Annotated in this window: 19 protein-coding genes, 1 tRNA gene, 1 rRNA gene and 1 pseudogene; 14 read left to right on the forward strand and 8 right to left on the reverse strand. The window is 47.6% G+C overall.

Features of this window, described 5'->3' with window-relative positions:
• Positions 1 to 99 (forward strand): 5S ribosomal RNA (gene rrf, locus QMA35_RS16535); the annotation flags it as partial.
• Between the two features lie 341 nt (positions 100 to 440).
• On the opposite strand, the gene QMA35_RS16540 is transcribed toward rrf, so the two are convergent.
• The 4 genes from QMA35_RS16540 to QMA35_RS16555 are packed head-to-tail and all read right to left on the reverse strand — an operon-like array spanning position 441 to position 5832.
• On the reverse strand, positions 441 to 2021 hold the full coding sequence (locus tag QMA35_RS16540; RefSeq protein ID WP_281648259.1) for a dipeptide ABC transporter ATP-binding protein: 1581 nt from the start codon (positions 2019 to 2021) through the stop codon (positions 441 to 443).
• Positions 2014 to 3042: an ABC transporter permease gene (locus tag QMA35_RS16545; RefSeq protein WP_281648260.1), complete on the reverse strand. Its 1029-nt coding sequence runs from the start codon at positions 3040 to 3042 to the stop codon at positions 2014 to 2016. Before QMA35_RS16545 ends, QMA35_RS16540 begins: the two co-directional genes overlap by 8 nt.
• Positions 3039 to 4130 (reverse strand): microcin C ABC transporter permease YejB, encoded by a 1092-nt coding sequence (gene yejB / locus QMA35_RS16550; RefSeq protein WP_281648261.1) that lies wholly within the window; start codon positions 4128 to 4130, stop codon positions 3039 to 3041. Before yejB ends, QMA35_RS16545 begins: the two co-directional genes overlap by 4 nt.
• A 40-nt stretch (positions 4131 to 4170) precedes the next feature.
• Entirely contained in the window at positions 4171 to 5832 is a 1662-nt protein-coding gene (locus QMA35_RS16555; protein WP_281648262.1) for an extracellular solute-binding protein, read from the reverse strand.
• Between the two features lie 103 nt (positions 5833 to 5935).
• On the opposite strand from QMA35_RS16555, the gene QMA35_RS16560 reads away from it, so the two are divergent.
• Both QMA35_RS16560 and QMA35_RS16565 read left to right on the forward strand, forming a co-directional pair.
• Positions 5936 to 6082, forward strand: a complete 147-nt coding sequence (locus QMA35_RS16560; protein ID WP_281648263.1) for a hypothetical protein — start codon at positions 5936 to 5938, stop codon at positions 6080 to 6082.
• Between the two features lie 89 nt (positions 6083 to 6171).
• Positions 6172 to 7062 (forward strand): prenyltransferase, encoded by an 891-nt coding sequence (locus QMA35_RS16565; RefSeq protein ID WP_281648264.1) that lies wholly within the window; start codon positions 6172 to 6174, stop codon positions 7060 to 7062.
• 40 nt (positions 7063 to 7102) lie between these two features.
• Here the strand turns inward: QMA35_RS16565 and QMA35_RS16570 are convergent, their stop codons facing one another.
• Both QMA35_RS16570 and QMA35_RS16575 read right to left on the reverse strand, forming a co-directional pair.
• Entirely contained in the window at positions 7103 to 8194 is a 1092-nt protein-coding gene (locus QMA35_RS16570; protein WP_281648265.1) for a hypothetical protein, read from the reverse strand.
• Positions 8195 to 8283: 89 nt separating this feature from the next.
• Entirely contained in the window at positions 8284 to 9213 is a 930-nt protein-coding gene (locus tag QMA35_RS16575) for a hypothetical protein (RefSeq protein ID WP_281648266.1), read from the reverse strand.
• Positions 9214 to 9364: 151 nt separating this feature from the next.
• On the opposite strand from QMA35_RS16575, the gene QMA35_RS16580 reads away from it, so the two are divergent.
• Positions 9365 to 9922, forward strand: a complete 558-nt coding sequence (locus QMA35_RS16580; protein WP_348650958.1) for a DUF1285 domain-containing protein — start codon at positions 9365 to 9367, stop codon at positions 9920 to 9922.
• Positions 9923 to 10168: 246 nt separating this feature from the next.
• Here the strand turns inward: QMA35_RS16580 and QMA35_RS16585 are convergent, their stop codons facing one another.
• On the reverse strand, positions 10169 to 11821 hold the full coding sequence (locus tag QMA35_RS16585; RefSeq protein ID WP_281648268.1) for an electron transfer flavoprotein-ubiquinone oxidoreductase: 1653 nt from the start codon (positions 11819 to 11821) through the stop codon (positions 10169 to 10171).
• Between the two features lie 331 nt (positions 11822 to 12152).
• On the opposite strand from QMA35_RS16585, the gene QMA35_RS16590 reads away from it, so the two are divergent.
• From QMA35_RS16590 to QMA35_RS16620, 7 genes and pseudogenes are all read left to right on the forward strand, one after another.
• Complete coding sequence (locus tag QMA35_RS16590; protein WP_281648269.1) at positions 12153 to 12902, forward strand: electron transfer flavoprotein subunit beta/FixA family protein; 750 nt, start codon at positions 12153 to 12155, stop codon at positions 12900 to 12902.
• Positions 12902 to 13831, forward strand: coding sequence for an FAD-binding protein (locus tag QMA35_RS16595; RefSeq protein ID WP_281648270.1), 930 nt, complete (start codon positions 12902 to 12904; stop codon positions 13829 to 13831). Before QMA35_RS16590 ends, QMA35_RS16595 begins: the two co-directional genes overlap by 1 nt.
• Positions 13832 to 14292: 461 nt before the next feature.
• Complete coding sequence (locus tag QMA35_RS16600) at positions 14293 to 14631, forward strand: antibiotic biosynthesis monooxygenase (RefSeq protein WP_281648271.1); 339 nt, start codon at positions 14293 to 14295, stop codon at positions 14629 to 14631.
• Complete coding sequence (chrA, locus tag QMA35_RS16605; protein WP_281648272.1) at positions 14631 to 15854, forward strand: chromate efflux transporter; 1224 nt, start codon at positions 14631 to 14633, stop codon at positions 15852 to 15854. The genes QMA35_RS16600 and chrA overlap by 1 nt, the downstream gene beginning before the upstream one ends.
• Before the next feature lie 163 nt (positions 15855 to 16017).
• Positions 16018 to 17466, forward strand: coding sequence for a catalase (locus tag QMA35_RS16610; protein WP_281648273.1), 1449 nt, complete (start codon positions 16018 to 16020; stop codon positions 17464 to 17466).
• A 182-nt stretch (positions 17467 to 17648) separates the two neighbouring features.
• Positions 17649 to 18263, forward strand: a complete 615-nt coding sequence (locus QMA35_RS16615) for an FKBP-type peptidyl-prolyl cis-trans isomerase (protein WP_348650957.1) — start codon at positions 17649 to 17651, stop codon at positions 18261 to 18263.
• A gap of 179 nt (positions 18264 to 18442) precedes the next feature.
• Positions 18443 to 19133 (forward strand): annotated as a pseudogene (locus tag QMA35_RS16620) (response regulator).
• Between the two features lie 2 nt (positions 19134 to 19135).
• On the opposite strand, the gene QMA35_RS16625 reads toward QMA35_RS16620, so the two are convergent.
• Complete coding sequence (locus QMA35_RS16625) at positions 19136 to 20023, reverse strand: hypothetical protein (RefSeq protein ID WP_281648274.1); 888 nt, start codon at positions 20021 to 20023, stop codon at positions 19136 to 19138.
• Positions 20024 to 20153: 130 nt separating this feature from the next.
• On the opposite strand from QMA35_RS16625, the gene uvrC reads away from it, so the two are divergent.
• The 3 genes from uvrC to QMA35_RS16640 all read left to right on the forward strand — a co-directional run bounded on the left by uvrC (position 20154) and on the right by QMA35_RS16640 (position 22818).
• Positions 20154 to 21992, forward strand: a complete 1839-nt coding sequence (uvrC, locus tag QMA35_RS16630; protein WP_281648275.1) for an excinuclease ABC subunit UvrC — start codon at positions 20154 to 20156, stop codon at positions 21990 to 21992.
• A 94-nt stretch (positions 21993 to 22086) separates the two neighbouring features.
• Positions 22087 to 22656, forward strand: coding sequence for a CDP-diacylglycerol--glycerol-3-phosphate 3-phosphatidyltransferase (pgsA, locus tag QMA35_RS16635; RefSeq protein ID WP_281648277.1), 570 nt, complete (start codon positions 22087 to 22089; stop codon positions 22654 to 22656).
• Between the two features lie 90 nt (positions 22657 to 22746).
• Positions 22747 to 22818 (forward strand) — tRNA-Gly (locus QMA35_RS16640).

Raw genomic sequence — 22818 nt, forward strand, 5'->3', positions numbered from 1 at the left:
TTTGGAACCACCTGATCCCATCCCGAACTCAGCAGTGAAACGAAGCATCGCCGATGGTAGTGTGGGGCTTCCCCATGTGAGAGTAGGTCATCGCCAGGCTTTAATTCTTCTTGAGTTCGCTCAAGGCTGCGAAACCCCAGTTGCGTTCTCCTTAGTAGGAGTGTAACTGGGGTTTTTGCTTTATATTGGGAAATAATTTTTACTGCACCTGACGCCATCTTCTTTCTCTCTTTCCTGCTGATCCTTACAGGTGAATCTGCGTATTTACTAGTAATTAGTATTGCTAAAGAGTACGTTAAAACGGTTCTTCATCTTTTCCTTAAAACTATTTAAATTCCTATTATACAATCATATTTTAATAATTCTTACTCAAATAATCCTACTCGCGCGTATAAAAACGCTCAATGTAGAAGCAAAACAAGTTTAACTGTTTGGGAAGATCAGTGTGAAAATGCTGCATCCAAAAGAGCTTTGGTATATAGATGCTGAGGGTTCTCGAGGAGTTCTTCAGTAACGCCTCTCTCTATTATTTCCCCATTTTTAAGTACGGCTATTCGATGACTCATTACTCGTACTACAGATAAGTCGTGGCTGATGAATATATAAGCAATGTTGTGATTTTTCTGCAGAGTTCTTAGTAGGTCTATCAGCTGAAGTTGTAATCTACGATCAAGAGATGACGTCGGTTCATCCAAAATTATCAAGGAAGGTCTCAATACAATCGCTCTGGCAAGGGCGATTCGCTGGCGCTGTCCTCCTGAAAATTCGTGAGGGTATCGTTCCAGAATTGTTTCATCGAAACCGATTTCCTCAAGGGTACTGAGTATTAACTGGTGTCTCATCTGTTCATTAAGTTCAGTATGAATAATCAATCCTTCTTCGAGGATATTCTTTACGGTCATTCTTGGGCTTAAGCTGCCAAATGGATCTTGGAACACCAGCTGAATATCTTTTCGAATAGGGCGAAAACTTTTTTCGTTGAGTTGATGTACAGGAAACTCCTTGAAATGTATTTCTCCTTCTGAACTTAACATGCGTAGAATCGCCAACCCGAGAGATGTTTTCCCAGATCCGCTTTCCCCAACAAGTCCAAGGGTTTCACCGGGTTTTAACGCAAGAGTAATGTTGTTTACTACAGGATTGATCTTTGGCTTTCGAAACCATGAACGGGTATTTTGATACCAGGCTTTGAAATTTGTCAGGTGGAGAATCAGTTCATGTCCGTTAGAAATTGGGTGAGGCTTCCCTGATGGTTGGCTGCTGATAAGTTCCTGTGTGATTTTCTGCTTAGGGCTTTGAAAAACACTTTCTGTTTCTCCCTGCTCAATGATTTTTCCGTTGGACATCACACAAATAGAGTTGCTGTAGCGCTTCACAATGCCAAGGTCATGGGTGATGAACAGTACAGCCATATGGTACTTGTCCTGAATTTTTCTGATCAGCTTGAGAACTTGCTGTTCTACAGTGACATCCAAGGCAGTAGTCGGTTCGTCTGCAATCAAAAGTTTCGGCTTATTGGCAATTGCCATAGCAAGCATAATCCGTTGCCGTTGTCCGCCAGAGAGTTGATGCGGGAAACGGTCAATCATATTTTCTGGATACGGTAGTTCAACGTCCTGGAACAGGTCGATGGTGCTCTTTCTGGCTTCTACTCTTGTTAATCCACTGTGAAGAATCAGGTTTTCCTGCACCTGTTTACCAACGGTATGTAGGGGGTTCAGAGATGACATAGGTTCCTGAAAGATCATACTGACACTGCAGCCGCGAATATCTCTGATTTTCTGTGGTGGTAATGAAAGGAGATCCTGATTGTTAAATATAATCCTTCCTGTGACGGACATCTGTTCTGGCAAGAGGCTGGGAATACTGTAGGCTGTCAAAGATTTCCCTGCGCCGGAATCCCCCACTAGAGCCAGAGTTTTCCCTGGATAAACCTTTAAATTAATATTGCTGACCAGCTTCTTCTTCTGCTTATTGAGAAAAATAGATACACCTTGCATTTCAAGTAGCGGTTCAGTCATGGATGATCCTCGGATCGAGAGCATCCCGTACGCCTTCACCAATGAAGACCAGTAGAATCAGCAAAGAAGATGTAATTACAAATGCAGTAACTCCCAACCATGGCGCTTGAAGGTTATTTTTACCTTGAGCAATCAATTCTCCGAGAGATGGTGAGCCTGCGGGTAACCCAAAACCTAGAAAGTCCAGAGAAGCCAAAGTAGTAATGGCACCGCACAGAATAAATGGCAGGTAGGTTAAGGTTGAAACCAGAGCATTAGGAAGAATGTGCTTGGTAATGATTCTGTGGGTTTGAACGCCCATGGCTCGTGCAGACAGGACGTATTCATAGTTTTTTGCTTTTAAAAATTCTGCCCTAACCAAATCAACGAGTGGCATCCAGGAAAACAACAGAAGAATAATAAGTAGTGACCAAAAGCCGGTATCAATTAGCCCGGAAAGTATGATTAAAAGATAGAGCACGGGCAGACCTGACCAGATTTCCAAAAAACGTTGTCCGGCAAGGTCGACAGCCCCTCCGTAGTAGCCTTGAAGCGCACCGGCTGTTATCCCGAGCAGTGTGCTGCCAAGTGTGAGAGTGAGTCCGAATAATATGGAGGTTCTTAATCCATAAAGAGCACGGGCTAGAACATCCCGCCCCTGGTCATCGGTTCCCAACCAGTTTTCCGAAGATGGGCGTGCTGGTGCTGGCCGCTGATAATTGATTGAGTTGTAACTGAATGGAATCAAAGCTTTGATGATGATTCCGCCATTAGCCTCGATATGTTGGCTGATATAGTCATCCTGCCAGTCTGGTTCCAGTTCCAGTTCCCCCCCAAAAGCTGTTTCTGGGTAGCTGTTTATAAAAGGAGTAAAAACTTTTCCCTGATAAAAAATCAGTAGTGGACGATTATTGGCAAGAACGTCGGCAAGCAGGCTGATTATGAAAACAGCTAGAAATAGCCATAGTGATATATAGCCGCGCCGGTGGTTGCAAAAGACTTTCCAGCGTTTCTGGTTAAGAGGGTTAAGGAATCGCTTCATAGTGTTGTCCTCGCTTCAAAATGAATACGAGGGTCAATCACTACATAAGTGATATCGCCGACAAGTTTTATTAGCAGTCCCAACAGAGTGAATACATAGAGTGTGCCGAAAACAACCGGATAATCTCTCTGAATAACGGCTTCAAACCCTAGCAGACCTAAACCATCAAGAGAGAAAATAATCTCAATAAGCAAGCTGTTAGTGAACAGAATACTAAGCAAAGCCGCTGGCAAACCTGAGATCACTAGCAGCATAGCATTGCGGAAAATATGTCGAAACAAAACTTGTTGCTCCGTTAAGCCTTTGGAGCGAGCTGTGACGGTATATTGATGGTGTATTTCTTCTAAAAATGCGTTTCTGGTGAGAAGGGTTAGTGTCGCAAAGCTTCCAATAACCAAAGCGGTAATTGGAAGTATCATATGCCAAGCATAATCAGACAGCTGTGCTGCCCAGCTTAGTTGCTCGAAATTGTCTGAGGTGAGTCCTCTGAGGGGAAATATCTGCCAGTAAGAGCCTCCTGCAAACAGAATAACCAGCAGCATGGCGAACAGGAAACCCGGTATGGCGTAGCCAGTGGTAATAATAAGGCTGCTCCAGCCGTCGAAAGCTGTTCCGTGTTTTATAGCTTTGGTAATTCCTAAAGGTATGGATATCAGATAAACAAGAAAAGTGCTCCACAGGCCTAAAGACATGGAAACCGGTAACTTTTCCATAATCAGATCAGTCACTTCAATGGTGCGGTAGAAACTCTGGCCAAGATCGAAAGTGATATAGTCTTTCACCATCTTTAAGAAGCGTTCTGGAGCAGGGCGGTCGAAACCATATTGTTTCTCTATAAGCTTGATGAGTTCAGGAGAGAGTGCACGGCTGCCCTTGTATTCGTTAAATTCCAGTGTGTTGAGTTGTGCATCTGCATCGTTGACACCGCTAATGCGGCTTGTTGCGCCGACATCAAAGCCTTCCAGCTGGGCAATCATCTGCTCTACCGGGCCACCTGGAGCGGCCTGCACAATAACAAAATTCAGAAGCAGGATTCCCAGCAGTGTTGGAACCAGTAATAACAGACGACGGAGGATATATGCAGCCATTCACAGATACGTTGTTATGATTCTAGGATTTTAGTGTCGATTACAGTTTAGACTCAGGAATGGCCCACCATGTTGTTCTTTCAATACTGTATTTGGGCATTTGGTCAGGGTGAGCCAGTTTGTTGCTGTAAATCACCTGCCAGTTTGGATTATACAGCAGAGGGATTACCTTAAAGTCCCACAGTAGAACACGATCCAGGGCATGAACCAGTGTCACCAGTTCAGACCAGCTTTGAGCCGATGGAATGCGTCGGGTAATTCCATCGGCTGCAGGATTGTTAACACCGGCAAAATTTAACGTGCCGGGTTCATCCCTGCCTTCACTTCCCCAGAAGCTTATCTGTTCCTGTCCAGGTGAGGGGGTGTGGCGGAAGGTATGCAGAATAATGTCGTAATCCAGGTTTTTGATATGTTTGAGATAGCGTGAACTTTCTACTGTGCGCAAATGCATCTCTATGCCAGCCTCGGCAAGGCGTTGTACTTGCCCTTGAATAAGGCGTTCAAGACTTGGATCACCCAATAGTATTTCCATCACAACAGGTTGCCCGCCTTGATTAGTCATCTTACTGTTTTTAAGGGAGTAACCGGCCTGTTTGAAAAGGTTCAATGCATACTTCAGCTTTTCTCGTTTGCTTCTGTTAGCAACCGGAGGCCATCTCTCATTAAACAGTCGAGGAGGTAGTTGGTCTTTCCACTGAGAGAGTAAAGTTAGCTCATTATTCTTCGGAAGCTCAGTTGAGGCGAGCTCGGTACCGGCAAACAGGCTGTTGGCACGATGGGATGAATTATGAAGGAGATGGCTTATGACCCAATCTACATCCAGAAGAGAGGCAATGGCTTCCCTGACCCGAATATCTTGAAACAATGGCTTGCGGCTATTAAATACCAGTGAGAGTGTCTGTGGGTTGTGGTTCACCCAACTGCCCTTGATGAGTATGCCCTCCTCAAGGGCTTTACGGTTATAGCCTTTCTCCCAGAATCTGGGGTCGCTCTCCATGCGCCAGTTAAGTTCGCCACTGTTCACCGCTTCCATAGCGACATTGTTATCGCGGAAAAAGTCGTAGCGGATAATATCAAAATTAAATCGGCCAACATTGACTGGATGATCTTTGGCCCAGTAGTCGGGGTTTCTTTTGTACTCAACGAAACGGCCGGGCTGGAAGCGATGAATTCTGTAAGGCCCGCTGCTCACAGGTATATCGAGAGTGGTTTCGCTGAAATCCCGTTCTTTCCACCAGTGACTTGCCAGCACTGGAAGCTGGCCAAGGAGTAAAGGAAGCTCCCGGTTTTTGTTGTGTTTGAAGGTAAAAAGAACGCGATAGGTTGAAGTGGCCTCTACACTGGCAATGTCCTGATAAAATTGCCGCCAGAATAAATTTCCTTTCTCTGTCAATACTTTAAAGCTGAATACAATATCCTCAGCAGTCACTGGTTGTCCGTCATGAAAGCGGGCAGCAGAGTTAATATAAAATGCAATCCAGTTGTTGTCAGCAGGGCGCTCAATCTTTTCTGCAATTACCCCATACTTCGTTAATGGTTCATTCCAGCTACGCGAAAGAAGGGTGTCGTTAGTATAAAACAGGCCGTAGGGCGACTTTCCGTTTGGTCCGTACAAATTAAAGCTATCAAAGCTGCCAATTTGGGAAACATTCAGAGTTCCTCCTTTAGGTGCGTTCGGGTTTACATACTCAAAATGTTTCATACCCACTCCATGCTTTGGTTTGCCATGGAGTGCGACTGCGTGTGAGAAGGTAATATCACCAGCATCCTTCTGGGGTTCAGCAAAGACGCAGGCAGAGAAAATAATGCTGCTTAATAAAGCAATTATTCTTGGAATAAAGGTCAAGGCTGAACCTTTTGTTGTGATTGTCCTGCCTGAAACTATAGGTGTTTATGTGAGAGCTGCTGCTTCCGCTATGTTTGTTGGTCATGCAGGCAGGGCTGTGATTTGAAATCTGTGATGATTACGGTGTCTGCGGGTAGGCGAGCCGTACAGACTTCACTATTATTTCCTCGGTTTCTTACAGGGAGAATCACTGCAATGAGTTCAGAGGCTTTACATATTCCAGGTCCCGCAAAGTATTTTTTTATGCGGGCTCTCCGGCCATTCTCGCTCAGTGTGGCTGTGGTGACATGTGGTTTGGGCATTGCTTTGGCTTACGGTGCAGGTGAGGGCGACTTTTTTCGTGCAGCTCTGGTGTTGATAGCTGGTATTCTTCTTCAGGGGGCGGTCAACCTGTTTAATGATTATGCCGATATTGCGCTCTGGTCTGGTCGGGATGACCTGTACGCCAGTAATATCATTGAAATGATAAAAAGAAACACCAAAATTGCGGCTGCAATGTCGGTAGTTGCAGGGTTGATGGGTGTGATGCTGGCTTTTCATGCCGGTTGGAAACTTTTCCTGATTGGTTTGTTGGGGCTCCTGGGAGGTTATTTCTACACGGCATCACCAGTTGCTTATAAAAACCGGGGGTTTGGTGTTGTTGGTGTATTTCTGTTTACCGGTGTTTTGATGGTGGCTGGCAGTTATTTGGCTGTGACTGGTAATCTCGGTGGAAATATTTTCCTGTATTCCGTTCCTGTCAGTTTGATTTCCAGTATGTTGCTGCTGGCTAACGAGCTGCGGGATGTTGAGGAAGATATCAGCAACGGTATTGGCACCTTTACTGTGCGGATTGGCTATGGTGCATCTTCTGTTGTTTATCAGCTGTTAGGTGTGGCGGCTCTGGTATCGGCATTGCTTATTGGTTTTTCCGGAGCATTATCCTTTCCCTTTTTGATGATTCTCCCCGTGCTGGCCTTGAAAAAGCCGGTGTACCTTTTGAAGGGGGTTCGAAAGCAATCTGAGCGTAAACGCCTTGTTGAGCTCCCGCCGTTAACCGGGCGTTATTTCCTGATTTTCGGTATTTGTTTTATGGCTGCTATTTAGAATATTTGAAGGGCGACTGTGAGGTCGCCCTTTATGTGATTTAATGGTGGTGTTCGTGGGGATCTTCGCCGTAGTACCAGCTGCTGAGAGCGTCTGAAAATTCGTAGAGATGATGCAGAATATGAAGGCGCTCAAAGATATAGATAGCCGTACCGATTTTTGAAGGGGCATGGTCATGCCCACCATGGCTGTGACCACCGCCATGATCGTGGTCATGGGTTAACAACCCGGCAACAGCCAATAAAAGAGATGTTCCGGACAGTGATATGTTTGTGGCATGCGGAGCTGGGCTAGCTTTGATGATATCGCCCCGAAAGTTCAGGTGAGCATAGTTTCCTAGAGCAGTATTGTCTGCATGTTCAAGGCCTTCCAGAGTATGAAGTATTAGGGCTAGAAGATTGAAGGAAAGGCTGCTCATCTTGCCGTTCTTTAGCGCATGAAGCGAATCTGTACCGTGGTTGTAAAGCTCAAATCCGTGCCAGGCAACAACAAGTCCATTGAATAATGCGCCTTTACTGCCGGTTAGAAATGCCCAGGCCGAGGCAGGTAAACTCTTGTTATCCATCCCCAGCCCCGGCCACTTTTTTGCTAGCAATGAAGACGTTTCCAACATTTTATTCTGATTGCTTAATAGATCCTGAACCTGCTCCTTATCGACGGATATTGAAGATTTCAGGGTGCCGGTGAGAGTTATCCAGCCGGTATTCCAAGTTATGCGAGCCAGCTTCCATTCAGGCTTTTCTTTTAATGTTAAGGAAATGGCCGTTTCCGCCCTCGGAGCTCGGCTGCACGCAAAGGTCATCTGACTATGATCGAGTTTGAAGGTGTCGAGAAGCTCCTCTTGAAGCTGATGGCAGTCTGGTCTTGCGTTTTTGTCCAGGGGGGCGAGGCGAGGGTATGTACCTGGAAGCCCCTGCAGTTTGATGGTAGCCAAAGGTGTGCCATTTACTGAGGCCTGCTCGTTTATCTGAAATGAAGCCGGAGCGCCCTTGGGAAACAGCTCAGTAACCTTTGTGTAACCTATGACTGGTGTAGCCAGAGTTAACAGGCAAAATATGCGAATGGATCTTCGGATAGATGAAAAAAAAGTGCCTTCTGCATCAAAAAATAGAGAAAAATGCCTGTTTTTCACGGAAGTACCATGGCTTCTTTGAGAATGATTCTCAATAATTAGCAGGTATTTCTGTCTATTCCACTTCTGGCAGGTTTATTTTTTATTCATTAGTGAAGTTGTCTCTCTCGACTCCTCTTCAGTTTTGCCAGTGCCTGGCCATCAAGGTGAGCGTGTTCAAGTTTATCGTTCTGGTGAGCACCCTGTTGCCACGGCAATTTATGGTAAAAACCCCGAGAGCTGGTTTCAGAAGAGGGGAATTTCATTATCTGAAACCAGGGGGAGTAATCAAAATCTCCCGGCGTGCAGTAAAGAGGGTTGCGCTGGTACAGGCGATGTCCTTTTTCTTTGTCTTGCATAACCAGTGGTCTGACCGGGAAATTTACAAAACTAAAGGCTTCGGCGATCAGTGTGGCGCAGGTTGTTTTTGGTGTCGGCTGGAGGATTTCCGTGTTTTGGAATAGTACTGATCGCCAGCGGCTTAGAACTCCAGCCGGCATGCTCAGCCTGAGCAAATCCAGAATCTGCCGGATGTCATAAGCTTGCCCTAGTCGTGAAGCGGCAAATGCCAGAACCCGGTTACGATCTTGGGGAGCCAGCCCATCGGGGCGGCAAATACGAAGGTGCTCACCCTTATAAGTGAGAAGAGGGCGAACAACAGTGCCGATGCCCAGTTCACTTTCAATAATAAGTTGCGGGTTACGCTTTGAGCTGCTCGATCGGTCGAAGTGGCGGATCACCGCCCTTTTCAGCTTATCTCCTTCAATATCATCCAAGCGGCCAATATACAGAACGGCATGGCTCCACCGGCTCATAGTCAGCCTCTGGATAATACGTGCAACTCTGGACCGGCCTTCCACCAGAACAACATCGCCTGGTTTCAATTCATGGCGCAGTTCTTCGTAATCGGTCACTGTGGTGGTAATCGGGGTTTCTTGAATCAGCCACTGGCAGGCTTTATCAAAAACAGCGTGGCTGAACATTTTCCATGGCTTGGACCATGGTTTGAAGAGACTGCGCCGGATTCTTCCCTGAATCATTGTCGAGTTCCTCGATTTTGTTGTATTGCACCTCATATACTGACTTCGTAAAGATTGGCGCATATCATCAGCAAAATGGCAGAGAATTATTGCCGTAATATGACGGGGAGAGGGCAATCCTGTGACAGATAAAAAAGACAGAGCGGGTGGCTTGCTGGAACAAGTGGCAGAGGCCAGCAAGAAGGGGGGCTTACCTCCTGTTCATAAATGGAATCCGCCGTTCTGTGGCGATATTGATATGGTGATCAAGCGCGATGGCTCTTGGCACTATATGAATAGCCCCATCGGCCGTGAGCGTATGGTCCGGCTGTTTTCTACGGTTTTGCGTCGGGACGATGATGATTACTTTCTGGTGACGCCGGTTGAGAAGGTTGGTATTCAGGTTGAGGATGTCCCCTTTGTTGCAATATCGGTGGAGGCTATCGAGGTTGATGGGCAGCCTGCTTTAAAGTTTGTGACCAATGTGGGAGATGAGGTTGTCATTGATTGCGCACATCCTCTGCGCGTTGAGCTGGCTCCTGATACGGAAGAACCTGCTCCTTATATCCTTGTCAGGGATCGGCTGGAAGCTCGTATCCATCGTAATGTGTTTTATGAGCTTGTGGGTATCGCTGAGGTGCACAGTATGGGAAAGACGAAGTGGTATGGGGTTGAGAGTTGTGGAGAGTTTTATCCGATAGCTCCAGTACCCTCTGGAGATTTAGATTAGCTCTTACTCTCTCTTTCTAAAGCCACTTGTCGAGGTTGGAAAATGCATGGTTGCCCTATTGTCATGCTAATAAGTGGTTACGGTGTCAGTATTATGGGAAGAGAGTTGTTCCCAGATAGGGGCTGATAGCTGTAACTGCCCCTATGACTGTTCCTCCCATTCCATGGGAGTAGAAGCTTATAGGCAGTAAGGCGGTTATGTAGTAAGGAAGCCCAACGAGTGTTGGGCTTCCAAAAAGTAGAGCGCTTACATGTTTGGATAATTCGGGCCGCCAGCACCTTCTGGTGTTACCCAGGTGATATTCTGGGCTGGATCCTTAATATCACAGGTTTTACAGTGTACGCAGTTCTGTGAGTTGATCTGGAAGCGTTGGCTGCCGTCATCATTATCAACCACTTCATAAACACCGGCCGGGCAGTAGCGCTGGGCGGGTTCATCAAACTTCGGCAGATTATCGCGAATTGGCAAATCAGCATCTTTCAGCTGCAGGTGACATTTCTGATCTTCTTCATGGTTGGTGCTGGACAGGAAAACAGAATCCAGCTTGTTGAAGATCAGCTTGCCGTCTGGCTTTGGATAATCAATCTTCGGACACTCGGAAGCTGGTTTCATCTGAGCGTAATCCGCAGATGGATCACGCAGAGTGAAAGGTAGTTTGCCGTTGAAGATGTTGATATCAAACCAAGCGATAGCGCCACCCATAAAGGCACCAAACTTGTGGAGCAGTGGGCCAAAGTTACGTTGGGCGTGCAGTTCTTCGTGGAGCCAGGAACTTTCAAAAGCAGTAGTAAATGCGGTAAGTTCCTTACCACCTTCGTCACCACCTTTAAACGCTGAAAACACAGACTCAGCCGCCAGCATGCCGGACTTCATGGCGGTGTGAGAGCCTTTGATCTTGGCATTGTTCATGGTGCCGGCATCGCAACCAATCAGCAGGCCGCCTGGGAACGTCATCTTGGGCAATGATTGCAGACCTCCCTTGTTGAGGGCGCGGGCACCGTAGGAAACACGCTTGCCACCCTCAAGGTATTGCTTATAAAGAGGGTTGGTCTTCAGACGCTGGAATTCATCGAATGGGCTAACGTGTGGGTTGGAGTAGTTCAGGTCGGTGATTAGACCAACAACCACCTGATTGTTTTCCAGGTGATACAGGAAACTACCGCCAGTAGAGCCGCTTTCCGTCAGAGGCCAGCCTGCAGAGTGTAGAACGAGGCCAGGCTGGTGCTTCTCGGCAGGGATATCCCACAGCTCTTTAATACCGATACCATAGTGGGAAGGATCTTTGCCTTCGTCGAGTTTGAAGTCATTAATCAGTTTCTTACCGATATGACCACGGCAACCTTCGGCAAACAGGGTGTACTTTGCGCGCAGCTCCATGCCAGGCATGTAGCTGTCTTTATGGGAGCCATCTTCGGCAATACCCATGTCGCCGGTAATGATGCCTTTGACGACACCATCTTCAACGATGGCTTCCTGAGCGGCAAAACCAGGGAAGATTTCTACACCCAGTTGTTCTGCCTGCTCACCCAACCAGCGGCACAGGTTACCAAGGCTGATAATGTAGTTGCCTTCATTGTGCATGGTTTTGTGAGTCATGAAAGCGGGGAATTTCTTGCCACTCTCAGGTCCGGTCAGGTAGTGAATTTCATCGCCGGTGACCGGGGTGTTGAGGGGAGCACCTTTTTCTTTCCAGTCTGGAAAGAGCTCATTTAATGCGCGGGGTTCAAAGACAGCGCCGGAAAGAATATGGGCACCAACTTCTGAACCTTTCTCTACCAGGCAGACAGTCAGTTCCTGCTCGGCTTCTTGAGCCTGTTGCATCAGACGACAGGCTGCGGACAGACCTGACGGGCCACCGCCAACGATGACAACATCAAATTCCATGGATTCACGTTCCATGACAGACCTCCTGCTTGGGCAATACGGCGAATGTAGACTTGTTCGAGTCAAACGCTCGTTTAAATTTTTTCCGCATTATACTGGCGACTTCAGCGAGTGCCAACGGCAACTACGTATATAAAAATTCTTTGTTTATTTATTTGTCTCCTTTATTGATGCAGGGCGGCATAGGTAGTTGTGTGTCAAACATGCGTTTGAATACGTACTGTGCTGCTGATACAATCAGTCCCGCGAAGGGGGTGAGTAGCCTGCGCCTGCTCTTTTGATGCAGGGCAGCGGTTGTACTCACAAACCGCTCCAGCCCAACAACGAAAAGGAAGGCTGCATACATATGAAGGTTCTTGTAGCTGTCAAACGCGTAATCGACTACAACGTCAAGGTTCGCGTTAAGTCTGACAATACAGATGTTGATCTGACCAACGTAAAAATGGCCATCAACCCTTTCTGCGAAATCGCCGTTGAAGAAGCCGTGCGGTTAAAAGAGCAGGGTGTTGCCACTGAAATCGTCGTAGTGTCCATGGGTCCTAAAGCTTGCCAGGAGCAGATTCGTACCGCTCTGGCGCTGGGTGCTGACCGTGGTATTCAGGTAGAAACTGAAGACAAACTCGACTCTCTGGCTGTTGCCAAGCTGCTGAAAGCAGTTTACGAAGAAGAAAAGCCTGAGCTTGTTATCCTTGGCAAGCAGGCTATCGATAGTGATAACAACCAGACTGGCCAGATGCTGGCTGCACTGGCAGGTCTGCCTCAGGGTACTTTCGCTTCTGAAGTGAAAGTGGCTGACGGCAAAGTGAATGTCACTCGTGAAATTGATGGTGGTCTGCAAACTGTTGCGCTGAACCTGCCTGCGATTGTGACCACTGATCTGCGTTTGAATGAGCCTCGTTATGCTTCACTACCTAACATCATGAAGGCCAAGCGCAAACCTTTGGCTGTGAAGACTCCTGCTGAGTACGGCGTAGAAACTGCCTCGACTATTACTCAACTGAAAGTAGAAGCTCCTGCTGAACGTCAGGCCGGTATTAAGGTTGGCAGCGTGGATGAGCTGGTTGAGAAACTCAAGAATGAGGCGAAGGTGATCTGATGAGCATTCTGGTAATAGCTGAACACGACAATGCCAGCCTGAATGCAGCGACGCTGGCTGTAGTAACCGCTGCCAAAGCAGTTGGTGGAGATGTGGATGTACTGGTTGCTGGTACCTCCTGTGGTTCTGTAGCGGAAGCAGCTGCTCAGGTTGATGGTGTAAGCAAGGTTCTGGTTGCCGACAGCGCTTCCTTTGAGAACCAACTGGCTGAAAACGTGAGCTTGCTGATTGCTGAAGTCGGTAAGGATTACAGTCATATCATGGCTCCTGCGACCACTAACGGTAAGAATATTCTGCCTCGCGTAGCGGCTCTGCTGGACGTGGATCAGATTTCTGACATTGTTAGCGTTGAAAGTGCCGATACTTTCAAACGTCCAATCTATGCTGGTAACGCTATCGCAACGGTTCAGTCTTCTGCGGCTGTGAAAGTGATCACTGTTCGTGGTACTGCGTTCGATAAAGCTGCTGCCACTGGCGGTTCTGCTGCTGTTGAACAGCTGGGTGCTGCCCATGATGCCGGTACTTCTGCCTTTGTTGGTGAAGAACTGGCCAAGTCTGACCGTCCGGAACTGGCTGCTGCCGGTATCGTAGTTTCCGGTGGTCGTGGTATGGGTAACGGTGAGAACTTTGAAATTCTCTACAGTCTGGCAGACAAACTGGGTGCGGCTGTTGGTGCATCCCGTGCGGCTGTTGACGCCGGCTTTGTGCCTAACGATATGCAGGTTGGTCAAACCGGCAAGATCGTTGCTCCTGAACTGTACGTGGCTGTTGGTATCTCTGGTGCCATCCAGCATTTGGCGGGTATGAAAGAGTCCAAAATCATTGTTGCTATCAACAAGGATGAAGAAGCTCCTATCTTCCAGGTGGCAGACTACGGTCTGGTTGCTGATTTGTTTGAAGCTGTACCAGAGATGACCGGCAAGGTTTAACTCTTGGTGTAGTAATAAATGTAGTATTGCACTGGCCCTGTGCAGAAAACCCGTATCAGCTTTTTGATGCGGGTTTTTTAGTGTCCAAAACTTTTGTTTGGGTTGCTGTGGCACAGAAAAAGCAGGTAATAATCGGGAGTGGGCAGAGCTTGAAAGCTCAGGTTATTCTCAGCAGGTTTCCCTGCTAACTGTTATGGCAGTGGAATGGTTCTTCTGTTGAGATGTGTTTGCTCTTCCTCCATGAAAAAAATTATTACTCTGTTTGTCGTTTTTAAATGGATGTACGGTTGTTGCCGTAACCGATGCTGTGGTATCAACTGCTGTTGATGTTGTGGCCGTGACAGTGAAGGGTACTGTTGCATTTCAGGGTTGATACTAGGGTTGTTGGTGCTGTAATTCCCGATGGAGATGATGAAGATGTCGACTGACAGTTCTTTCATCTGTTTATCAGAAAAATAAAAATGAAAAACGAGGGTGGACGTGTGAGTTTTCTGGCGAAAACACCAAAGCCGCCGTATTTTGCTGTTATTTTTTCTTCAATTCGCACAGAAGGAGATAATGGCTACGGCGATATGGCTACTCGTATGGTTGAGCTGGCTTCAGAGCAGCCAGGTTTTCTCGGTGTGGAATCAGCACGGGAAAGCATGGGGGTTACTGTTTCCTACTGGCAAGACCTCGAATCGATTCAGGCATGGAAGAAAAATGTTGAACATTGCGAAGCCCGACAGCTTGGTCGCGAGCAGTGGTATTCAGAATTCAAGGTAAGAATCAGCAGGGTTGAACGGGAGTATGGTGTCTGATGAATACTTCATTATCGCAGTCCAACAATCCTAAAGATGCCTCGGGCAGTATTGCCAATGTATTTGGTACATTTCTAAAGCTTGGTTTGACTTCTTTTGGTGGCCCTGTCGCCCATCTTGGTTACTTTCATAAGGAATTGGTAGAAAAACAGCGCTGGGTGAGCGAAAGCCAATATGCTCAGTTGCTGGCTATTTGTCAGTTTTTGCCCGGCCCGGCCAGTAGTCAGCTTGGATTTGCTTTGGGATTACTGCGTTCTGGTTGGTTTGGCGCCCTGGCTGCTTTTATAGGCTTTACACTTCCTTCTGCGCTGTTACTGGTTGCTTTTGCCTCAGCTCTTCCTTATCTCTCAGGTTCGGTTGGTGAGGCGGCTATTCATGGTTTGAAGCTGGTGGCTTGTGCCGTAGTGGCGGATGCCGTTTTGGGTATGTTTAAGAAGTTATGCCCAGATACTCAACGGCGCAGTATTGCTGTTGTTGCGGCCGGTGTTCTGTTGCTGGTGGGTTCGGCCTGGGTTCAAATCTTGGTTGTGCTTGGTGGGGCTGCCGCTGGAATTTGGTTGTGTCGGGAGGTGACGGCGGAAGCCCAGGTCTCTCTCAAAGTTTCTTATGGTAAGCGTACCGGCCTGGCTCTTTTGGTTTTGTTTGTCCTCTTTTTTATTGCCCTGACGTTGTTTGCTGATCATTCCAGATTGTTGGGGTTGGCGAATGCTTTTTATAGAGCAGGAGCCTTGGTGTTTGGTGGCGGGCATGTTGTTCTGCCGTTGCTTGAAGACTCTGTTGTTGCCAGTGGTTGGGTAGGCAGCGAAAGCTTTTTAGCAGGCTATGGTGCATCACAGGCTATTCCTGGGCCGATGTTTTCTTTTTCTGCTTACCTCGGTGCCATTGTGCCGAATGAATTTGGTAGTGTGGCTGGTGCTTCTGTAGCACTATTGTTTATGTTTGTGCCTGGTTTTCTGCTGGTTTCTGCTGCGTTGCCGCTATGGCAGTCTATCTCTCACAATAGAATGGCAGGGCGTGTGATTGCAGGTGTAAATGCTGCTGTTGTCGGGTTGTTGGGGGCTGCTCTGTATGATCCAGTGTTCACATCCGGAGTTAAAGATGGCGCTGATTTGGCAGTCGTGTTGATAGGTTTTGCCATGCTTGCCGTTTGGAAACAGTCGGCACTCCGCGTGGTTGCCTGGTGCGTGGTTGTCAGTGTTTTACTGTCGTTTGCGAAAATGTAGTTGGTCTTTATAGGTATTAACTGTATTGGATTAACATTGATGCCCCAATGGCTCTCTATGCTTCTATGCTGTTCTGATGAGGGAAATTATCCGCTGGTGGATTCTTTTGATTTGCTCATCATGTAACAACTTACACAGGAAGATGACAGAGGGGTAGTTATTGATGGCTGGTAAAAAACTGACAACAGTCACTGGTTGCCCGGTCGCCCATAATCAAGATGTAATGACGGCTGGTTCAAGAGGTCCTCAACTTCTACAGGATGTGTGGTTTTTAGAGAAGCTTGCGCATTTTGATCGAGAGGTTATTCCCGAAAGGCGTATGCATGCCAAAGGTTCTGGAGCCTATGGCACCTTTACTGTTACTCATGATATTTCCAAGTTTACCAAGGCAAATATCTTTTCAGAGGTTGGTAAGAAAACCGATCTTTTTGTCCGTTTCTCAACCGTTGCTGGAGAGCGTGGCGCTGCCGATGCAGAAAGGGATATTCGTGGCTTTGCCGTGAAATTCTATACGGAAGAAGGGAACTGGGATCTTGTCGGCAATAACACGCCTGTGTTTTTCCTTCGTGATCCGCTGAAGTTTCCGGATCTCAATCATGCCGTGAAGCGTGACCCAAAAACCAATATGCGCAGCGCCAGGAATAACTGGGATTTTTGGACGTCATTGCCCGAAGCGCTTCATCAAATCACTATTGTTATGAGTGACAGGGGGATTCCTGCCACCTACCGTCATATGCATGGTTTTGGTAGTCACACCTTCAGCTTTATTAATGCAGACAATGAACGCTTCTGGGTGAAGTTCCACCTGAAATCACAACAAGGTATAAAGAATCTGACCGATGAGGAGTCAGAGAAACTGGTGGGTAAAGACCGGGAAAGTCATCAGAAGGACCTGTTTGAAAGCATTGAGAAGGGCGATTATCCAAAATGGAATCTTAAGGTTCAGGTGATGTCGGAGGCGGCTGCCGCGGAGGTTTCTTATAATCCCTTTGATCTGACCAAGGTTTGGCCTCATAAGGATTACCCATTAATGGATGTGGGTGTTATGGAGCTGAATCGTAACCCTGAAAACTACTTTGCTGAAGTAGAGCAATCTGCATTCAACCCGGCGAGTATTGTTCCTGGTATCGGTTTCTCACCAGATAAAATGCTCCAGGGGCGCCTGTTTTCTTATGGTGATGCCCAGCGTTACCGACTGGGTGTGAATCATAATTCTATTCCTGTTAATGCTCCCCATTGCCCGGTTCATGGTTACCACCGTGATGGTCAGATGCGGGTAGATGGTAACTATGGCAGCACCATTGGTTACGAGCCCAACAGTGAAGGGGAATGGCGGGAGCAGCCAGAATATGGCGAGCCACCTCTCGAACTGAGTGGAGCTGCTGCTCACTGGGATCACCGGGAGGATAAAGACTATTTCACCCAGGCTGGTGATTTGTTCCGGCTGATGTCTGCTGGGCAGCAAAAGTTATTGTTTGAAAACACCGCCCGTTCCATTGGTGATGCGCCTAAGGATATTCAATTGCGTCATATCTGCCACTGTATGCAGGCAGACAAAGCTTATGGAGAGGGAGTCGCAATAGCTTTGGATATACCGATGTCTGATCTTTGATGTCAACAGAGCCTGGTGTCGTTTAGTACCTCTCATTAAAGTCCTGCCATTCAAATCCTTTTTTCGGGTGTGAATGGCAGCTCTTCTCCCGTCTTTCTCTTTCTGGTAGTTATTCCTGATCTTGAATTTATGACCTGTTTCCAGCAGACTCCGAGCTTTTCCAACAAAACGAAGTGTTGTCAATGTCTCAATACGAATCCATGGAACAAAAAGCCAGCTACGGTATCGGTCGTCAAATGGGTGACCAGCTTGCCCGTCAGACTTTTGAAGGTCTGGATATCGCTGCTGTTCAGCAAGGCTTAGCGGATTCCCTGAATGGTGAGGAGATGGCCGTTGCTCCAGAAGCTATCAATGAAGCTTTCCAGATTATCACCAAGAAAATGCAGGAAGCTTCCGAAGCCCAGTCTGCTGATGCTATCGCGGCTGGTAACGATTTTCTGGCTGATAATGCTGCCCGTGAAGGTGTAACAACGACGGAATCCGGCCTGCAGTACGAAGTTCTGATAAAAGGCGACGGTGAAGCTGTTTCTAAAGACAATACTGTTCGTGTTCACTATCACGGTACCATGATTGACGGTACTGTTTTCGATAGCTCCGTTGCACGTAACGATCCAGCTGAGTTCCCTGTTACTGGTGTTATCGCAGGTTGGGTTGAAGCTCTGCAGCTGATGGTTGTAGGCGACAAGTTCAAGTTGTTTATTCCTCAGGATCTGGCTTACGGCGCTAATGGCGCTGGCTCCATCCCTCCATACTCTGTATTGGTTTTTGAAGTGGAAGTTCTGGCAGTTGTTGCCTGAAACTAGCCCCATCTAAATAACAGCAGCCTTTTTGGAGGCTGTTGTTATTTTTCTGAAGCTATTTACCAGCCCCCTTGAAGTGGTATGCTGTTTCTTTGCATTTCTCTGTTTCTCTCTGGGGAAATGAAAATGATGTTTGGATGTAAACGGCAGGATGCCACTACTAATAACGATAATATATGGGGTGCTTTGTGGCTCTCATTCGTGTTCTGGTAGCAGATGACCATGAGCTTGTAAGGTGTGGTCTTGTTCGCATGCTGGCAGATATCCAGGGTGTTGATGTTGTCGGGGAAGCATGTTCAGGTGAAGACGTTCAGGCCTTCTGTCGTACAACACCTGTCGACATAGTTTTGATGGATATCCGGATGCCGGGTATGGGGGGGGTTAGAAGCCACTCGTCGTTTGGCGGCCAGTTGTCCTGACGCTAAAGTTATCGCTCTATCCGCATTGGATGATGCCGTTCATTCTCGAAAAATTCTTGAAGCTGGTGCCTGGGGTTATCTCACTAAAGGTGGTGATCTTCAAGAGATGGTACGGGCAATAAACAGTGTTTATTCCGGCCAGCGTTATATCTGTCCCAATATCGCCCAAGAGATTGCTGTTCAATCCTTTACCCAAACTTCCAATCCCTTTGATGCGTTGTCACCTCAGGAGTTTCAGGTGGCAATGATGGTCATCGATTGTTTCAAGGTTTCACACATTGCTGAACAAATGAAAATTGAAACCAAAACCGTGAACAGCTATCGCTATCGGATTTTTGAAAAGCTAAGTGTGAAGAATGACGTTGCTCTGGCGAGGCTGGCCATTCGCTATGGCTTGGTAGAAGTTGGCCCTCCCCAAGAGAAGGGCGCGCTGGATGTCGTCAGCTGACGTTATTTAGCGGTTGGCGTTGGGACGCCCACCTGTTTCTTTTTGAAGTGGTAGCGAACTTTGTTATGTACCACTTCGAAATACACGCCGTCTTGGTAAAGACGTTCCGAAATGGTTTCCGGCAGCATGCCGGTATCGAACATAATATTAAGGTGATATCGGAATGCTGAGCGATGTTGCACCATCTCCCGGTATAGAGAAAAATTCAGGCCAGTTTCCAGAAAGGTAATAAACATAGACGTGTAGGTTTTCATCCTCTCCATTAATTGTTTTCTGGTTTTTCCTTCCAGGTTTTCATGCCAGTGACTCATGGCGTCAACTCCAGGCTCACAGGTTTCACTGGTTTGCCTGAGGACGCTTTCCGTACTTCCTGTCGGTTGAGATTGAATACAAGCAAACACGGCATCTTCTGGTGAAGTGTTGCTGCCATTGTAAAATCTTCCGGAGGCTTGTTTTGTTGTCCATTCTTTTATTTTGTTAGTGAATTCGCTGGTTAGTATTGCTGTGGGAGCCGCCTGTTGAGTGATATTCATAGAGCGCTCGTGGGTGCTGGTCTCAAGTTCTTTTATGGCTTCTTTCATGAAACTCTCATAGCTTTTCTTGGGCTCAGCTTTGCGGCCCATCTCCAGCCAAGCCAGATAGTGATCTCGCAGCATATAGCGGAAGCCAAGAGTGAGGCGCCCTATGGAGTGGCGGTTCCAGGCTGCAGTCGTTGAACCATAACTTAGTGCCAGCGGTCGCATCTCTTTGGAGAGGCGCTCTTTTCTCTCTGCAATCTTTATGTCCTTCTTTGACTGTGTTGCAGGCTTTTCAAGAGGTGTCGGGGCGGCGTACAAGTATGCGGAAGAGCTGAGTATAAGCGCGCAGCTAATGACCTTGAACAGTTTCACTGATCTCATCCTTGAGGGTGGTGATTGTTGTGAGTCTAGCAAAGCCGTGCTGGGATGCTTTTCTGAAGTGAGCCTGAGAGGTACTCTAGAGTTCTCGACTCCTTATACAGAACTTTTTTGGCCTGCCTGTATGTCATCGCAATCTACTTCACCTTTTGACCATAAAGCTTTTTTGAGAACAGCATCGGAACAACCTGGCGTGTATCAGATGTTGGATGGAAACGGAGAAAAGCTCTATGTAGGTAAAGCCAAATCCCTGAAGAAAAGGCTGGCCAGTTATTTTCGCCCTCAGGGGCGCAGTGTTAAAACAACGGCGATGGTTGAGAAAATTCGTTCCATCGAAACCATTGTTACCAATAGCGAAGGGGAGGCGCTGATCCTTGAGCAGAATCTAATCAAGGACAATCGCCCCCCTTATAATATTCTGCTCAGGGATGACAAATCCTATCCATTTATTTTCCTGTCGGAAGGGCGCTGGCCACGCCTGGCCCTGCATCGTGGCGCCAAGCGAAAGAAAGGGCGTTACTTTGGTCCTTATCCCAGTTCTGGTGCAGCTCGAGAGAGTCTGGTGCTGTTGCAAAAGGTTTTCCGGGTGCGGCAATGTGAAGACAGTTATTTTCGTAACCGTACCCGTCCGTGTCTTCAATACCAGATTCAGCGCTGTAAAGGCCCTTGTGTTGATCTGGTTGATGAGGGTGAATACTTGCAGGATGTGCAGGATTCCATCGGATTTCTGGAGGGAAAGAATCAGGAGCTTATTTACGATCTGATTTCCCGTATGGAGCAGGCTTCCGAAAAATTGGAGTTTGAAGCAGCCGCAGATTATCGAGACAGTATTCACTATCTGCGTAAGGTGCAGGAGAAGCAGGTGATTGCAGTGGATTCTGGTGATGCTGATATTGTCGGGGTTGTGAGTGAGCCGGGTGGAAGTTGTGTGCTGGTAATGTTTGTGCGCCGGGGTCAGGTTCTGGGAACGCGGCATTTCTTTCCTGATTTTAGTCACGAAGATGGTCTTGCCGAAAACCTTGAAAGCTTTCTGGGGCAGTTCTATATCAGCCTTGCAGGGCGCCGTGACTTCCCCCGGGATATTATTCTTCCCGTGGCAATTGCTGGGCATGAAGCGCTGTCAGAGGCAGTTCGTTCTGTGGCGGGCAAGGCTGTGACCCTGCGCCATAAAGTCAGAGGCCAGAGAAAAGACTGGCTGGCACTGGCTGAACGTAATGCCCGCCATACGCTGACATCCCATCTTGCCGATCGTCGTAATATTTATGAGCGTTTCCTTTCGCTTCAGCAGGCGTTGTCTCTCAACTCTATGCCGGAACGTATCGAGTGTTTCGATATCAGTCATACCATGGGTGAAGGCACAGTAGCTTCCTGTGTGGTCTTCGATCAGGAGGGTGCCCGCAAGAGTGATTACCGACGTTTTAATATCAGCGGTATTACTCCCGGGGATGATTATGCCGCTATTCATCAGGCCGTTGAACGCCGCTACTGCCGGGTTTTAAGAGAAGAGGGTGTGCTGCCTGATCTTTTATTGATTGATGGTGGGTTAGGGCAGCTGAATAAGGCTATGGAAGTGATGAGCAGTTTGCAGCTGGATCATATTACTGTATTTGGTGTGGCAAAGGGTGAAACCAGGAAGCCGGGGCTGGAAGTGCTGATTAACGGACGCACCAATAAAGAGTACGCTCTGGATGCTTCCACACCGGGTCTGCACCTCGTGCAGCAGGTGCGGGATGAGTCCCACCGATTTGCCATTACCGGTCATCGTCAGAGGCGAGATAAAAAGCGAGCCCGCTCCCAGTTGGAAGATATTCCCGGTGTTGGCGCAAAGAGAAGGGCAGCTTTGCTGTCGTTCTTTGGCAGTGTCAAAGGTGTAAGGGAAGCTACGGTTGAGGAGTTGTCGAAAGTGCAGGGCGTTAGTCAAGCTATGGCCCAGCAAATACACGATGCTCTGAGTGCCGGTTGAAACTCGTTTTTTTTGCTATGCCATTACGGTGGGCAAGTCTGGTAGACTTGCCTTCGGGCAGTACGCCCAAGATCAAGGACTTAAGCCGTACACCATGAATATTCCGAACATACTTACCCTTATTCGTCTGCTGTTGATCCCGGTAATCGTGGTGATTCATTACCTGCCATTCCAATGGACTTATCTTGTGGCAGCTGTTGTCTTTATGGTGGCGTCGTTCACCGACTGGTTTGATGGTTATCTGGCTCGCCGTCTGAACCAGACAACACCATTTGGTGCCTTTCTTGATCCGGTCGCTGATAAGGTGATGGTGGCCGTCGCTCTGGCGATTCTTATTGAAAAATTTGATAGCCCGATGATGACGATCCCTGGCCTTATTATTATCAGTCGTGAAATTGTGATCTCTGCACTGCGTGAGTGGATGGCAGAGCTCGGCAAACGCACCAGCGTGGCGGTTAACTTTATTGGCAAGCTGAAAACCACGGCGCAGATGGGCTCTATTACTTTGCTTCTGCTGACTAAGGGGAATGAGTTGGGCGAAGGGTTGGTGGGGTTTGCTGGTTTAATGCTTTTGCTGGTGGCTGCAGTTCTGACTATTTGGTCGATGATTGTGTATTTGAAAGCGGCATGGCCTGATCTCACCCCTTTTAAAGAAGATAAATAAAACTCTTTATATATCAGCGTATTGACATATAAGCGTAGATTCATAAAATAGCGCTCGTCTTCTGGGGAAGTCTAGGCAGAAAGACGAAATGCGGGAATAGCTCAGCTGGTAGAGCACAACCTTGCCAAGGTTGGGGTCGCGAGTTCGAATCTCGTTTCCCGC

It is taken from the genome of Parendozoicomonas sp. Alg238-R29 (assembly GCF_947331445.1).
Lineage (GTDB): Bacteria > Pseudomonadota > Gammaproteobacteria > Pseudomonadales > Endozoicomonadaceae > Sansalvadorimonas.

Coding starts and splice junctions, on each gene's coding strand:
- pgsA (WP_281648277.1), top strand. CDS start 22,087: ATGAATATTCCGAACATACTTACCCTTATTCGTCTGCTGTTGATCCCG.
- QMA35_RS16600 (WP_281648271.1), top strand. CDS start 14,293: ATGAAAAACGAGGGTGGACGTGTGAGTTTTCTGGCGAAAACACCAAAG.
- QMA35_RS16585 (WP_281648268.1), bottom strand. CDS start 11,821: ATGGAACGTGAATCCATGGAATTTGATGTTGTCATCGTTGGCGGTGGC.
- yejB (WP_281648261.1), bottom strand. CDS start 4,130: ATGGCTGCATATATCCTCCGTCGTCTGTTATTACTGGTTCCAACACTG.
- QMA35_RS16540 (WP_281648259.1), bottom strand. CDS start 2,021: ATGACTGAACCGCTACTTGAAATGCAAGGTGTATCTATTTTTCTCAAT.
- QMA35_RS16610 (WP_281648273.1), top strand. CDS start 16,018: ATGGCTGGTAAAAAACTGACAACAGTCACTGGTTGCCCGGTCGCCCAT.
- QMA35_RS16545 (WP_281648260.1), bottom strand. CDS start 3,042: ATGAAGCGATTCCTTAACCCTCTTAACCAGAAACGCTGGAAAGTCTTT.
- QMA35_RS16555 (WP_281648262.1), bottom strand. CDS start 5,832: ATGAAACATTTTGAGTATGTAAACCCGAACGCACCTAAAGGAGGAACT.
- QMA35_RS16615 (WP_348650957.1), top strand. CDS start 17,649: ATGTCTCAATACGAATCCATGGAACAAAAAGCCAGCTACGGTATCGGT.
- QMA35_RS16590 (WP_281648269.1), top strand. CDS start 12,153: ATGAAGGTTCTTGTAGCTGTCAAACGCGTAATCGACTACAACGTCAAG.
- uvrC (WP_281648275.1), top strand. CDS start 20,154: ATGTCATCGCAATCTACTTCACCTTTTGACCATAAAGCTTTTTTGAGA.
- QMA35_RS16595 (WP_281648270.1), top strand. CDS start 12,902: ATGAGCATTCTGGTAATAGCTGAACACGACAATGCCAGCCTGAATGCA.
- QMA35_RS16560 (WP_281648263.1), top strand. CDS start 5,936: ATGCTGCTTAATAAAGCAATTATTCTTGGAATAAAGGTCAAGGCTGAA.
- QMA35_RS16565 (WP_281648264.1), top strand. CDS start 6,172: ATGAGTTCAGAGGCTTTACATATTCCAGGTCCCGCAAAGTATTTTTTT.
- chrA (WP_281648272.1), top strand. CDS start 14,631: ATGAATACTTCATTATCGCAGTCCAACAATCCTAAAGATGCCTCGGGC.
- QMA35_RS16575 (WP_281648266.1), bottom strand. CDS start 9,213: ATGATTCAGGGAAGAATCCGGCGCAGTCTCTTCAAACCATGGTCCAAG.